The 14,290-nt window shown below is 33.0% G+C and carries 12 protein-coding genes; 3 read left to right on the top strand and 9 right to left on the bottom strand.

Annotated features, from left to right (window positions below; genetic code table 11):
- Positions 1 to 23: 23 nt before the first annotated feature.
- The gene (locus tag IPK14_08980; protein MBK7993545.1) at positions 24 to 1,700 is read right to left on the bottom strand and encodes an alkaline phosphatase family protein; all 1,677 of its coding nucleotides are present in this window, start codon (positions 1,698 to 1,700) and stop codon (positions 24 to 26) included.
- Between the two features lie 328 nt (positions 1,701 to 2,028).
- Between IPK14_08980 and IPK14_08975 the strand changes: the two genes are divergently transcribed.
- A complete protein-coding gene (locus tag IPK14_08975; protein MBK7993544.1) occupies positions 2,029 to 3,477 on the top strand; it encodes an oligosaccharide flippase family protein in 1,449 nt (482 codons plus the stop codon).
- Between the two features lie 6 nt (positions 3,478 to 3,483).
- On the opposite strand, the gene IPK14_08970 is transcribed toward IPK14_08975, so the two are convergent.
- From IPK14_08970 to IPK14_08945, 6 genes are all read right to left on the bottom strand, one after another.
- On the bottom strand, positions 3,484 to 4,683 hold the full coding sequence (locus IPK14_08970) for a hypothetical protein (GenBank protein MBK7993543.1): 1,200 nt from the start codon (positions 4,681 to 4,683) through the stop codon (positions 3,484 to 3,486).
- A 69-nt stretch (positions 4,684 to 4,752) separates the two neighbouring features.
- The gene (locus IPK14_08965; GenBank protein ID MBK7993542.1) at positions 4,753 to 6,495 is read right to left on the bottom strand and encodes a hypothetical protein; all 1,743 of its coding nucleotides are present in this window, start codon (positions 6,493 to 6,495) and stop codon (positions 4,753 to 4,755) included.
- A gap of 14 nt (positions 6,496 to 6,509) precedes the next feature.
- Positions 6,510 to 7,283, bottom strand: coding sequence for a thermonuclease family protein (locus IPK14_08960; protein ID MBK7993541.1), 774 nt, complete (start codon positions 7,281 to 7,283; stop codon positions 6,510 to 6,512).
- 3 nt (positions 7,284 to 7,286) lie between these two features.
- Complete coding sequence (locus tag IPK14_08955; protein ID MBK7993540.1) at positions 7,287 to 8,504, bottom strand: DUF1669 domain-containing protein; 1,218 nt, start codon at positions 8,502 to 8,504, stop codon at positions 7,287 to 7,289.
- 29 nt (positions 8,505 to 8,533) lie between these two features.
- On the bottom strand, positions 8,534 to 9,049 hold the full coding sequence (locus IPK14_08950; GenBank protein ID MBK7993539.1) for a prepilin-type N-terminal cleavage/methylation domain-containing protein: 516 nt from the start codon (positions 9,047 to 9,049) through the stop codon (positions 8,534 to 8,536).
- A 69-nt stretch (positions 9,050 to 9,118) separates the two neighbouring features.
- Positions 9,119 to 9,778 carry a hypothetical protein gene (locus IPK14_08945; protein MBK7993538.1) on the bottom strand — a complete coding sequence of 220 codons (660 nt, stop codon included), beginning with the start codon at positions 9,776 to 9,778 and terminating at the stop codon, positions 9,119 to 9,121.
- A 364-nt stretch (positions 9,779 to 10,142) separates the two neighbouring features.
- Between IPK14_08945 and IPK14_08940 the strand changes: the two genes are divergently transcribed.
- Complete coding sequence (locus tag IPK14_08940) at positions 10,143 to 11,447, top strand: serine/threonine protein kinase (GenBank protein MBK7993537.1); 1,305 nt, start codon at positions 10,143 to 10,145, stop codon at positions 11,445 to 11,447.
- A 171-nt stretch (positions 11,448 to 11,618) separates the two neighbouring features.
- A complete protein-coding gene (locus IPK14_08935) occupies positions 11,619 to 12,236 on the top strand; it encodes a gliding-motility protein MglA (GenBank protein ID MBK7993536.1) in 618 nt (205 codons plus the stop codon).
- 58 nt (positions 12,237 to 12,294) lie between these two features.
- Here the strand turns inward: IPK14_08935 and IPK14_08930 are convergent, their stop codons facing one another.
- Together IPK14_08930 and IPK14_08925 are read right to left on the bottom strand one after the other, a co-directional pair.
- On the bottom strand, positions 12,295 to 13,794 hold the full coding sequence (locus IPK14_08930) for a TonB-dependent receptor (protein MBK7993535.1): 1,500 nt from the start codon (positions 13,792 to 13,794) through the stop codon (positions 12,295 to 12,297).
- A 109-nt stretch (positions 13,795 to 13,903) separates the two neighbouring features.
- Positions 13,904 to 14,290: hypothetical protein (locus tag IPK14_08925; GenBank protein ID MBK7993534.1), on the bottom strand; the 387-nt coding region annotated here is incomplete at its 5' end.

Genomic DNA, 14,290 nt, shown 5'->3' with positions numbered 1-14,290 from the left:
TTTATCTTAGGTTATTTTTATTTTTATAAGTAACCTAAACCACGTAATTTTTCTGCTACTTTGCTTTCGTCATCGTCTGATAAATCTGTAGAGCTTTCTACTACTTGACCGCCTGATGTGTCTTGGTCATTTTTATCAACTTTTATTGTAGGAGCAGGGATAGAAGTTGTTAAAGCTTCTGCTAAAACTTTTCCATCAAGATCACCAGGAACAGTTGCACCTGCTAAATACAAGACTGTAGGCACAATGTCATAAACACAAGCTCCTTCTAGTTCATTGTGTTTAATTTGTGGCCCATCACAAATAATTATTCCTTGTGGGCGGTGTGTTCCATTCCACCAAAATTTTTTCTTACGAATTATTTCTGGGGTAGGGCGTTGTAAAATAACGCTAGGATTCCAATGTACATACATATCACTAGATAGATCAGCATAAGGCCCGTGATACATTTCCGAGCGTTTTTTAACATCTTTGACTACAGGTAGCCCGCTATCGGGATCACGCCATTCTTTGATTTTTGCGATTACTTCATCACAAACTCGGTCATAATCAGCAGGTTCAACAATGCCAAATTTATTACGTCCTTTTAGGTTAATGTTAATAACATTGCGTCCTGCTTCAGAATAAGCAATAGTTTTTTCCCAAATAATACGACCATAAAAACGGTCTTTGCTGGCTATTGGGGCTGCTTTTTCGCCAATCATACTTTTTATTGTGCTACGTACTGAAGCGGGCAGAAAATTTTTAACTACTTGTTGAACGCTTTGTCTTAATTCTTGTGCGGTTTCTTGGGCTTTTGATGCAGATGCTACAGCAGTATCAGCTTTAAGTGTCATAAAACCAGCTTGCTCTAACCATTCAACAACATGAAAAGAGCCTTGGGTATTATGTCCCATTCCGTGATCAGAAATTATAATTGTGTTAGCTTGATGGCCTATGGTTTCTTGTAATTGACCAATTATGTCATCCATTACGCTATAAAATCTTTTGATTGTGTCTTTATAAAGCATAGCTTCTGACTCAACATATTCAGGATGTCGAGGCTCAATATATTTCCAAAAATAATGCTGTACCCAATCAGTTGCAGTATAAACAATCATAAATACATCAGGATTATATTTTTGAATTAGATATTTAGCTGCTTCAGTGTGAGTGTAGGAAAGCTTTAACCACATATCAATTGCAGCATCTAAATCATTATTTTCCATTACTTTAGACAAGTTTTGTGGTGTAGGTGCATAGTCTGGAAATTTAGCTAAAATTTCTTCTCTTAAACTGGCTGGACTAAAAGCCTTTTCATCTAAAGTTGGTGCATCAAGACCAGAAATCATAAAGCTACCCGCGCTATGTTCGGCTGGGTAAGTCATTGGGACATTCATCATACCAACTTTATAGCCTGCACTTGTTAAAATTCGGTACATTGTTTGACATTTGCGATCTCCACCAGTAAAAATTACTTGTTTATTGCTAGCAAATGAACGGTCTGAAAAAACAAATAGACCATGTTTTCCAGGATTTTTGCCTGTAATTATTGATGTCCAAGAAGATGCACTGTGCATATTAGGAGTAGAAAGTAGTAGTCCTGATGAACCGTTAGCAATCATTTGCTGCATATTGGGAAGTAGTCCTTCACCAATATATTGATTAATTAAATTAAATGTTGCTGCATCAAGACCAATGATGGCTACTTTGGTATTCAAGTTTTTATCTCCTTTATGTGGCAAAAAAAATTAAACTTATGCTAAATAAATCAAATAAATGAAGATATAGCAATTTTTAGAAAACAAAAATTATAACACTTTTTTCTTTGTAAGAACAAAGCCGACTAGCCGCGCTTTTGCTTAAAAATTTAGCAAAAAGTTTAACCAAATTTCCTGTTAATTGGTTTAACTCTTCTTGCTTTCTTATAGCAAACTTAGTTGTTTTGTAGATTAACTTTTATATAATTAGCCAGTTTTTGCTGGTTAATGGTAGAAATTAAAGGGGTATTTAGCTATTTACGAGAAGTTAAAAACAACATTCAAACATATGTTGGTTTTTGGTGTAACTGGAATCATCAACCGTTCTCTAGGTTTTTTTCTAATTCCTGTTTACACTTACTATATTAAACCTAAAGAATATGGTGTGCTAGCAATACTAATGATTGTTTTAGCCGCTATTCCGCTAGTTTTAAGGATGGGGCTTGGCAATGCTCTACTTAGATCTTGGTATGATTATAAGGAAGACCAGCGGCCAGAATTAGCTACAACTGTATTTACTTTTCTATTGCTAACTTCTATTCCAATACTTGCTATATTAAATTATTTTGCTCCCCAAGCATCTTTATATTTACTAGATACAGAAATTTATACAAGCCATTTACGAATTGTTTATTTACTCGCTTTTTTAGAAATTTTTAATGTAGTTCCTGAAACTCTGTTAAGAATACGTAATGCTTCTATACAGTATTCTTTATGTCAAACAATAGGCTTTATCTTACAGTTATCTACCAATATTAGCTTGATTGTTTATTGGCAAATGGGAATAAAAGGAATTCTAATTGCTAATTTAGTTGGAGCTATTTTAGAAAATGCTTTGATGTTTTCTATTTCGCTTAAGCAAATGAAATGGGGTTTTAATTTTGCTGAATTAAAAACAATGTTGGCTTTTGGTACTCCGCTGATTTTTGGCCGACTTTCAGCTATTTGTTTTCAATGGATTGATAGATTTTTTCTAAAATATTATGCAGATTTTCGCCAAATAGGTCTTTATACATTAGCTAATCAGCTAACGACTCCAATTAATTTATTGATAACAATGCCTTTTGGAATGATTTGGTCAAATATGCAGGTGTCAGTAATGAAAGACCCTGACGCAAAAGAATACTATGCCCGAATGTTAACTTATGTAGTTTATGGCTCAACATTTTTAGCTCTGTCTTTGTCAATACTTGTAGAAGATGTATTAAGAATTTTTGCTACTGCTAAATATTGGGAGACAGCTACAATTGTGCCTTTACTGGCTTTGTCTGCTGTGTTTGATGTTGCTAACCCGACTTTAGGCGTAGGTATTAGCATTTTAAGAAAATCCTACCTTAGTCCAATTATTGTTGCTATTGCAGCTATAAGTAATATTTTATTAAACTTTTTACTAATTCCAAGAATGGGGATGAAGGGCGCAGCACTAGCAACACTACTGTCTTATATGATAATTACTTGTCTAAGATATTTTGTTTCCAATAGGTTAATGCACATTGATTATGAATGGGGAAGAATACTAAAAATAGCTGTATTGGCTGGTTTACTATTTTTTATCAGCAAATTAATTGTTATTGAAAGACCAATAATTTCTTTTGCTGCAAAATTTCCTTTAGCAATAATCCTACCTTTTTTATTGATACCTTTTAATTTTTATGATGAAAAAGAGAAATCAAAAATTAAGCAAATTACTGAACAAGCAAAACAACTAATGCAAACATATTTAGCTAAATACGTCTAATTTTGCTTAATTTCCACCTGTAGATTTACAAACACAATCTTGTTTTTCTGCTACAGTTTCGGCTGATAAAGACACGACATCGGGAACTAATTCTGCTTCTAAGGTTTTGTTATTAGTATTAATAAACTCACCTAAGCTTAGCTCTATAACTGCATTAGCGGGTATAGTTTTTGTTTTTAGAGAATATTTTTTTCCTTTATCTTCAAAAGAAGTTACTAAGTTAGTTAATTCTTCCTTTGAATTAACTAGCAAATAAGGCTTATCTAATCTTAAGGTGAGCGATAAATTACCTACACAATTATAAGTATATATTTTTTCTTTGAGGGTAGGGTCTTCTATTTTAGGAGTAAACAACCATTGAGCAAGTCCAACAATAGAAGTAATTAATATAAGACCAATTAATATAGGTACTCGCCAATTAAATTTTGGAGAATCTTTTCTATCTATTGTAAGAGGTGCTTTAAGAGTTGTGTAAGAAATTTCTGGCTTGCTAGATTTAGAAGTAAGTAAATCTTCAGATGTATTGGAAATATTTGTAACTGTAGAAGGAAGTTTTAATTCTCTAGTCCCCTTAAAGGATTTATAGCTTTCTTCTTTAGTAATAACTTTTTCTGCTAACTGTTGAGCTACCCAAGAAACTTCGTAGCGATGTGCTGAACCACCTTTTGATTGACACTCAGTTTCTTTTATTTCCACTACGCTAAAACCTAGTTGCTCAAGAAGCTTTTCAAAATAACCTAATGCACTAGCGCAATAGTTTTCACTTACTGCTGTTTCATAGCGATAAATTAGAGCAACTTGTTTTATTCCGCCTTTATCTGGAAGTATTTCAACCTGACAATCTCCAAAATTTTGAAATATTACATTAATTCTAGGAGCATTCTTAAAAATATCTTCAGCCTTTTGGCTAGTTACTGAATCTGGAAGCCGCCAAAAATTAAATTCCGCGCTAAAACGGCCCAAATCACGAAGTACAGCAGAATCGCCATTAGCAAAATCTTCAAGAATTATCTTGTCAAAAAGCTCTAAAGTGCTAAATTCAAACCAAATATTATCAAAAACTGGGCTATCAACAGATTTTCTATCTTTTAAGGGCAATTGGTTAATAAGCTTTTGTTTAACAGCATTACCCCAACGTTTTTCAACAAAAGTTAACCTTGAGCTAATAATTGCTCCATTAACTTTATTTTTTGTATTATCTTGCATAGGGCCTCTAGCGGTTTTCTTCACGGAAAGGAAGAACTTCTATTTGATCTGGCCTAGAAATAATCATTTCTAGTTTTTTGCTTTATCTGCTTCATCTGTCTTGCTTTTTTCCTTGTTTTTTTCACCAGGTTCATAAGCTATTATTAAACCACTAAGCTCAATCCATTTACCTTGGTAATACTTACAAGGATCACCTACGCCAGGAGTTTCAAAAAAATTAGGCCAGTCTTTGTTAAAAATTACTACAGTAAAAGACTGTTTTAAGTCTTCAGTATCTATATTTAAGAATTTTACTTTATTTGAAGCAGGAGTAAATGTAGAGGTAACTTTTCCCCAAACATAAATTTTCTTACCAATATACTCTTGTAACTTACTATGTTCTTTAGCTCTAAGGCGTGGAAAGCCATTTTTTTCTTTAGGTTCATTGCTAAGGTCAGGCTCTTTAGCAGCCTTTCCCATAGCTTCCCCTTTTTCTTTAAGTCCACTAGTTCCAGCTTTTACATCTCCTGATTCCATTCCTTCATCATTTTCTTCTATTTTTCGTGTTCCTGTGGCTTCTTCATAACGAACCCGATCTTGTTCATAATCCAGGATTTTATCTAATTGTTTTTCCTCGTCCTTTTCAGAAAAACTACGATAAGACCTAACCATTGAAACTTCATAGTTATAACCTTGGTTAAACACTCTAATAATTGAAGTTCCACCTTCTACAGCGCGTTTATATTGTGCTGTAGACACACCACCTTCTTTAGAAGTAATAAAAAGATCTCCTGTTGCAAGTAGCCGATCAACTACGCTTTGGCGAGGATGCCCAAATCGATTAGCTGTACCAGAAGAGTTAATGGAAACTTCAGGATCTAAAGCATTTACAAATTTTTCATTACTTGAATGATCTGAGCCATGATGACTTACTCGGTAAACTTCCACGTTTCCAATAGCATCAGTTATACCGCTTTCAACGTCATGATATTTATAGCCATATTTGGAAGTATGTTCTTGGCCTGAGAGATCCCCACCTATAAAATATTCAAAATCATTCCAGGATATTTTTAGGCATAAAGATAAGTCGTTTTCTGATGGTGGAGGATCGGCTTTAATTTCTGATTCTGGAAGAACTATGATTTCTTTGCCATCTTTATGAGTTTTTCCATTAACTGCAACTACATCAACAATTAGTTCTTTACCTAAATCAATTTGACCTACACCTAAACGGGCGGTTTCTCTAGTAAGTAGTTTTTGGCCGTCTTCACTTTCTGCAAATTCTTTATATTTTACTGCTATTGGAGTTTTGGGAAGTATTGGTTCAAAACCTCTATCAATTACTTTGCCTATTTTTAGCTTCCGGTTTTTAAGCAGCCAAAAAATCCCCCCATCATAACGTCCACCGTTTTCAGTAACTTTGCTATTGCCTACGTGATCCTGGTGGTAATGGCTTAGGACAAGATAATCAACCTGTTTTTTTCCTGTAACTTGCTCTATATACTCAGAAACTAATTGAGCATTTTCATGCAAAGGCCAATCACGTTCACCAATATCATAAAGTAAGGTTTTTCCACTAGGTGAAATAAACAGCACAGAATCACCTTGACCAACATAAATATGGTGAATTTCAAATGTGCCTGGCACCCATTTTGTGCCAGTAATAAATGTAGTTGTTGGCTGTAAAGCTGTGGAAGTTGTTACAACAGAAGTGTTTGTAGCAGCACTAGAAGTGTCTTTATAAGCTTTGTTTGCTAGTAAAGCAATTATAAGGACTAGAAAAAGGGAAACAGGGATTATTTTTTTTAGGTCTATAGTAATTGTGGTTTTCATAAGTTTATAAAATCTTAGCGAGCCGACTTTGTATAGCCTGATTTTTCAGCATCAGCAGCGGTTTTAAAAAATACTCTGTTTTTTGAATCTTTAGCTTGATTGTAATAGCGACCTTCGGGAACGTGGAATTTTTTAGTTTTGCGATTACCAACAATACAACCTGCTATATAGTCAGGAATTTCTAGTTCAGATTCTTTTTCACTTTGTGCGGCGGTTGCTTCTCGCTTATTACTGCGAAACTCGCTTGGGCTTTGTGTTAGTGGTGCGTCTGGATTCCAGATAGCTTTCTTTTGCTCACGGGCAGTTGTTTGGGCAGTTTGAAATCGCTCAACATATTTTACATTTGGCGGAGTTGTTGCTAAAACTGCTAAACCAGACTTTAACATCTCTTCATTCATCAACTTATCATCAAGCCAAACATAACCAAGAATTTCCCCTGTTTCAGCCTCTTTTTGAACGTCTTGTTCAATTCTTATAATTCTACGAGTTATAGCAACTGACAAATGTTGTTGTGCCATAACTCCAAATGGTTCTTGTCCTGTTTGCTCACGTGATGAAACTTCTGGTGCCTCAATACCTATAAGTCTAATAGTTTCTTGTTTATGTGCGCCGTTACGTCGTATTTTAATTGTATCTCCATCAACAACTTTAATAACTTCTGCTTGGAAGCCCTGCTGAATTGTCTTTTTAGAAGTTTCTTGAGCAAAAAGATTTATTTCAAATGTAGTAAAAGTAGTTGAAAAAATTAATAAAAAAGTGATTAAAAATCTTGTTATTTTTCTTAACATTTTTTACTCCAGATTTGGCTTATTTTCTTTGGTTTCTGGTTTGTTCTCTTTATTGTCGTCATCGTCGTCATCTGTTTTTGTAGGTGCTGGGTCTGCACCATTTTCAAGGTCTTCTTCATCTGGAACTACTTCTTCTCCAGGATCGCCATTAAAAAAATCCCAAAGACGATCAAACTCTTTTTGATAAATATCTCCTATTTCAGCAGAAGCAATTATTAACAAATTCTCATCATTTGATTTAGCTGCATTGTTAGATAAATTAAAACTACCTGTTAGAACTTCTATACTATCAACAATAACTAATTTGTGGTGTATTTTGGCTGCTTCATCATCATATTTGACCGTTATTCCAGCTTCGCCCAATGTCTTAAATGGAACATAACGCCAGCGAGCCGTAGAGCCAGGAGAGCTAAAGCTATTATCAAAAAGCACCCTAATTTTAACTCCTCGTTTATGTGCTGCAATCAGAGATTCAGAAATTTCTTGAGAAGAAAAAACAAAACACATTATATCTACACTTTTTTTAGCACGGGTAATTAACGAAACTATTTGAGGTATTGGAGTATCTTCAGGGCTAAAATAAGTAAATACACGTGCAGAGCCTATTGTAAGTGAAGGGTAAGGAGTATTTGGTTTACCTGAACCTTTTTTGCCAAATTTTCCTTCACGTTGTTCATAAAATTCTGTAAGGAAATTTTGAGCTACTTTTGCATCTTCTACCCAAACACCATTGTTGTAATTAAATAGCAAACAATGTTCTGTTAAATTTGTTGAGCCTGTCCAAACTCTTTTTCCATCAGCAATAAAAAATTTATTGTGCATAAGGCCAGATTTTTTAGTATCAGGTATAAGCTTTACTTTACTATTTTTTAATAAATTTACAGAAGCACTATTTTTAGGTAAAGTTAGCCATCTGGACTCAACAACTACTTGGACATCAACACCGGCTTCTGCACGTTCAATAAGCTTTTCTGCTACAGCAATCATATCTATTTCATGAGCAGAACCATAAAGAGAAGTTTTTGCAGAATCAAAAAAACGAATTAAATTATAAAAAACGATAGTATTAACATTTGTGGCTTTTTGCCCAAAATCAACTTCAATAGGCTTATTAGTTGTTGTTGAACTAGTGCTAGAAGTAGGTTTATTGGATTTAGAAATTTGAGCTTGGGCAGAAGTAATAAAAATTAGTGCAAAAAAAATTACTATAAATCTAGTCATAAAAGACATGATTAATTCCTCAATAATTTTTATGGATTAAAAATTTTATAAGCTGAAGTTGGTGGCGAATCAGGTCTTGGTAAAGCAAATAAAATAAGTTCTCCTACACCACCTGCACCACCTGTAGTAGCACGACTAGCACGGTATCTAAAATATCTATAACTACTACGTAGATTTGTTTTAGGATCAGCATCTAATGTATAAGCCATAGCATCAGCCGTATAGCGGAAACTATAGTCATAAAAACCATCAGATATTATTTCTGTTGCACCATTACTATTATTAACATTTCTTATAAATTGTCCTGGGGCCAGTAAATCACTTTTATAAAGATTATCTATAATTGCAAATTTATCATGACTTTGATAATACAAAGCTTGAACATTATTTAGAGTTTTAAGATGAGCAATTGCCCTTCCTTCATGTGCTGCTTTTCGTGCAGTAATTAAATTAGGAACAGCAATAGCTGTAAGAATGCCTAAAAGAACTACGACTAAAAGTATTTCAAGTAGAGAGAATCCTTTTTGAGATGAGGCTTTTAACATTTGTATCTCCTTAAAATATTGAAAATATTAAAAGTTATTTAATTAAGAGAATTTAGATTTTTTTTTTTATTAGTCTTCAAAAATTTTTGCTGGCATTCCTGCGCGTCTTCCTTCTTCTGCTAGGTCTTCCATTTTAGCTATTAGCTTATCCATTTTGGTTTGATGAACTTTTACTGCTTTTGTATCAAGGTTTGGGATATTTTGTCCTCTAGGAGTTTTAAGTTTTTTCTTACGAGATTTCTTTGCATCCACATAAAGTAACTGGGTTTCACTAGCACTAGGATCAATACGCGCTTCTTCTATCATTTCTATTCGTAATTTAACGTAACGTTCTCGATAGGTAACTTCCAAAGATTTTTCAGCTTTATAGTTTTTTTTGTCACCTTCACTAGCAAGTTCAGTCATAAATTGTCTTTGACGGTTTAACTCTATTACAGAATCTGAACTTCTACTAGCAAGCTCACTTCTAAGTTGAGCCGTTAGAACTTTTAACTCAGCTTCATTCATTCTATCTTGCCAAATATTTTCTAATGGATCATTTGATGGAGTTTTAGAAGTTTTAGAGGTTTTAGAATTTGTTTTGTTTGTTGAAGTATCTGATGAACTTGTTGTAGTGCTAGTTTGTGATGGAGATACATCATCCATTGTTAAGCTTTTGGATTTTTCTTGTGCTAAGCTTATGTCAATACAGGCTAAGGTTAAAAATAAGGTTAAATAAAGTTGCCTCATTATAACTCCTTAATATAGTTAATAAAATTAAAATGATATTGATTAAATAGTTTTAATATAGTTGTGCTTTAGCAATAATTTTTGGTTGCAGGAAAAATTATTGTAACTCATAGAATAGACAAGATAAAGAATTAAAAACCTTCTTTATGTAAAAATTTTGTATCATTTGTTTAATTTATAAGTAAATATGCAAAGTTAAATAACTATGTGTAAATACTGAGTTTAGATACTTCTGTATAGATTAAAATAATCTAGGAAAAAATTTTTTAATTATTTGTATAGATTTAGAAAAAGTTTGCGTCTTAGTAAAATCATACTAAAAAAAAACATTCCAAAAAATAATTAGGTTCTTAAAGGAAGTTTTATGAAAAACTCTAATAATATTGGAAATACTTATGCAGGCTATGTTGAAGATGATAGTTTTATTGATTTTGGAACAGTGATTGTTGATAAATATGAAATTATAGAATTATTGGGTTGTGGAGGAATGGGACAAGTTTATTTAGCTAAAGATCTGCATCTTAATCGTTTAGTAGCAGTAAAAACTTTATCCCAAAGCAATTTTCTTAATAGTGAGCGTAAAGCTAGATTTTTTAGAGAAGCTCAAATGGCTTCGGCTCTTAACCATCCAAATATATTAAGTATTTATGATATAGTTATAGAAAATGAAAAACCATTTTTGATAATGGAGTATGTAGATGGACAAACTTTAAGAGAAGTGCTTAATGATAACAAAATGAATTTAGCTTTAGCCTTAGATATAGCTATACAGCTAGCACAAGGACTTTTAGCTATGCACAATGCAGGTATTATTCATCGTGACTTAAAACTAGATAATTTTATATTACGTAAAGATGGATACTTAAAAATTTTAGATTTTGGTTTAGCTAAACCTGTTAGTGAAAAAGAAAATCTTAGCAAATTTGAAACTAAAATAGGTTTAGTTATTGGAACTCCTCGTTATATGTCACCTGAACAGGCTCGAGGTAAGGAATTAGATTGTCGTTCAGATATTTTTTCTTTTGGCTCAGTATTTTATGAACTTTTAAGCCATCGTCTAGCTTTTGATGAAGAAGATGATATGCAATCACTCTATCAGGTTGTTTTTAGTAATCCAACAGAATTATCAGAAGAAGTGCCTACTCGTCTGCGACAGCTTTTAGCAAAAATAATGCAGAAAAATCCAGATAACCGCACTCAATCAATACAAGAAGTCTTAGATGAGCTTTTAATTACTCGTAATGAACTTGATAGCAAAATAGAAAACCAAAAAGTAAATTATTTTAATAATAACTATATAGCACCTAATATTAAAAAGGATAATTTAGTATCACTACCATTAAACTCTAAAATTTTTCTCAACAAGTTTTTATACAAAAAAAGTAAAATAAAAGAAAGAAAACCAATAAATAAATTAAAAACAATTAGTAAAATAAAGCGTCTTAATGAAACTGTAGTTGTTAATAGCTTAGATAATTTAGATAAAAAAGAAACAAAAAAACATGCTAAAAAAGATATTACTAAAATAGATATTGAAAATATTAGTGATGAGGATGTTATAGCAGAGTTTAATTATATAAAAAATAAGAAGTTTCTTGAAAATAACTCTGTATATCTCTATAAGCAATCTTCTTATATTCAGTTTAGTAAAAGTAAATTTTTACATTGAATGCCTTAAAATTTTCTACTCTTAGGAATTGAAATTTCTCTTCTCAAAATAGTATTTGTAAGTTGGTGTAAGAGGCTCTTTTTATTAACTATGCTAAAAATTAGCAATTGTTAACTAACTCAACACTAACAAATTTAGTTGTTTGCAAACAACTAAGGGGGAGGGGAAATTATGGCATTTATAAATTATCCAGCACGCGAAATTAATTGTAAGATTATTTATTATGGGCCTGGGCTAGGGGGCAAAACTACAAATGTTAGTTATATTTATGATACAGCAGCACCCCAGGCCAAAGGTAAATTAATTAGTTTAGCTACAGAAACTGAACGAACGCTTTTTTTTGATTTTCTTCCACTAGAATTAGGATCAGTTAAAGGTTTTAGAACAAAACTTCATCTTTATACCGTACCAGGACAAGTTTTTTATGATGCTTCCCGTAAATTGATTTTACGTGGTACAGATGGAGTTGTATTTGTTGCAGATAGTCAATTTGAGAGAATGGATGCCAATATTGAATCTATTTGGAACCTAGAAAATAACCTTGGTCAACAAGGATATGATTTAGCAACTATGCCTTATGTACTTCAATTAAATAAACGTGATCTAAAAACTGCATTACCTGTTGATTACTTAAAACATGAATTAGTTCGTAAAGGTGAACCAGTTGTTGAATCTGTAGCCCATAAAGGGATTGGAGTTTATGACACATTAAAAGAAATTACTAAGCAAGTTTTAGGTGATCTAAAAAAAGGAAGCGAGAAAAAAGTCCAAAGATTTGCTAGTATTTAAACAAAGTATCTAAAACAAGCCACAAAATATTTTGAGGCTTGTTTTATTTAGCTATGTTTTAAAAGAGTAGTTTAACTCCAAATTGAAATTGTCTAGGAGAAAAAGCACTTAAAAATCTTTCTTTAGGTAAACTAAACCGACGACCATCTTTTGCTGGTAAGTTAAAATTACCATTAGAATCAGGCAGAAAAAGATTGCCAAATCGAGCAACATTAAATTGGTTAAATATATTAAATCCTTCAATAAATGCTTGGACTTGGTAGTTTTCCTTGATTTTTACACTACGAAATAACCGTAGATCAACATTAGTAAAACCCGGGGTAATACCTTGATTGCGTCCTATAGGTACACCGCCAACTAAAGGACGATCTCCTTGATCACCATTCATATTTAAGTCTGTACCAGCCAATAAATTATAAGGTCTTCCAGATTCTAAAGTAATAATACTAGAAACTTGGAAATCTCTTAGGAGTGGATTTTTAGTGTAATCTAGTTTCCAATTTCCAGAGAGTATAAAACGGTTTCGGACATCTTGAATAGAAAGACCGCGTTCATTACCTGGGCTTAATGTATCTACTGCTGTATCTGCTGTATCTGTACGAATATCAAATAAATTATCTATAGTTTTAGACAAAGTATAACTCATAAATATCCCTACTTTACTAGTAAACCTACGTTCAAATAGGATAGTTAATCCATGATAATAGCTATCAAAAGCAGATTGAAACTCAGTGACATCTCCACGAGTTGGGTCAACTCTACCTGTCACGCGGCTTTCAATAACTGAATTTGGCACTGGTCGCACTACTGGATTAATACGACGAGCAGCAAATAATTTTAACCCTCTTACATAATTATAATTAGCAGAAAATAAGGTCTGATTATTAATTAAATAATCAAATCCTGCACTAACTTGTTGACTATAGCTATTACGTAAATTTGGGTCATATTGAAAAGAAAGTGCTAATTGTGGAATAAATTGGAAGTTTGAAGGAATAGTATCTGAAATAGGGAAACGGTTGCCAGGTTGAGAAAAAGGAATAATTGAAAAAGGAAATAGAGATACTGGTAACTGAAATTGACCTCTTTGGCTTTGACCAGCAATTACTGCTGATCCAAATACAGCACTTCCAAAATAAAGACCATAAGATGCTCGTAGATTTAATTTTTCAATCTTACTTGGGCGATAAGAAATTGCTAACCTAGGGCTGACATTCCCATTATTATTAGGGGTAAAACGTATACGATTTATGTCATAGCGTATACCTGTTTTAATCAAGAGATTTGAGCTTATTTTAATGTCATTTTGAACAAAAGCAGCAAATAAAGAAGCAGGAACAGATTGTCTTAAATTACCAAAACTTTGAGCAAAGGCTATAGGCAAAGAACTACTAGTAAGAGGAAAATTACTTGGAAAACCTGGAAACAATAAAGGGGCTTGAGCCGCTGCTAGTTGAAGAAAAGCTTGTTGTTGAGGACTACGAGCAGTGGGATCTAAGGCTTCTATAGGGGTAAAACTAGGCAGTCCTGAGTGATTCCTGCAAGAGCAGAAAATCAAGTGGTTGGAAAAAGCAATTCCAGAATTAGTAAACTAAAACTTGATTTCCCTTCAGGTGCGCCAATGTAGTTATAATCTACGCCAAATTTTATTTGGTTAATGCCTCGGTTTAAGGTGACATTATTAACAATTTGATAGATTCTTTCTTCTCTAATTTGTGGAGTAAATACATTACGTCCAAAACATTACTAGTACCAGAATCAACAATATCAACCGTAGGCCCGTTATCAATAGCAGCAACTCGTTGGCTACGATTGCCATATAAAAAGCGAGTTTCATTAGTTAAATTTAACCCTGTATTAATATAAGTATTATTGATGGCTATAGAGTTGTCCCTAACACGTTCAATAGCACTATTAGTTTGTCCAAAACGCCCGCCAAAGGGTTCAAACTGCCCATTATAGCCACCACCAAAGTTATATCGTACAGTTAGCCGATCACTAGGTGTTACTTGGGCATCAACTCTAGCTAAAACCGATGTTGTACCAACACCAAA

The organism is Blastocatellia bacterium (genome assembly GCA_016713405.1).
GTDB lineage: Bacteria > Acidobacteriota > Blastocatellia > Chloracidobacteriales > JADJPF01 > JADJPF01.
This window is presented reverse-complemented; position numbering and strand designations above follow the sequence as displayed.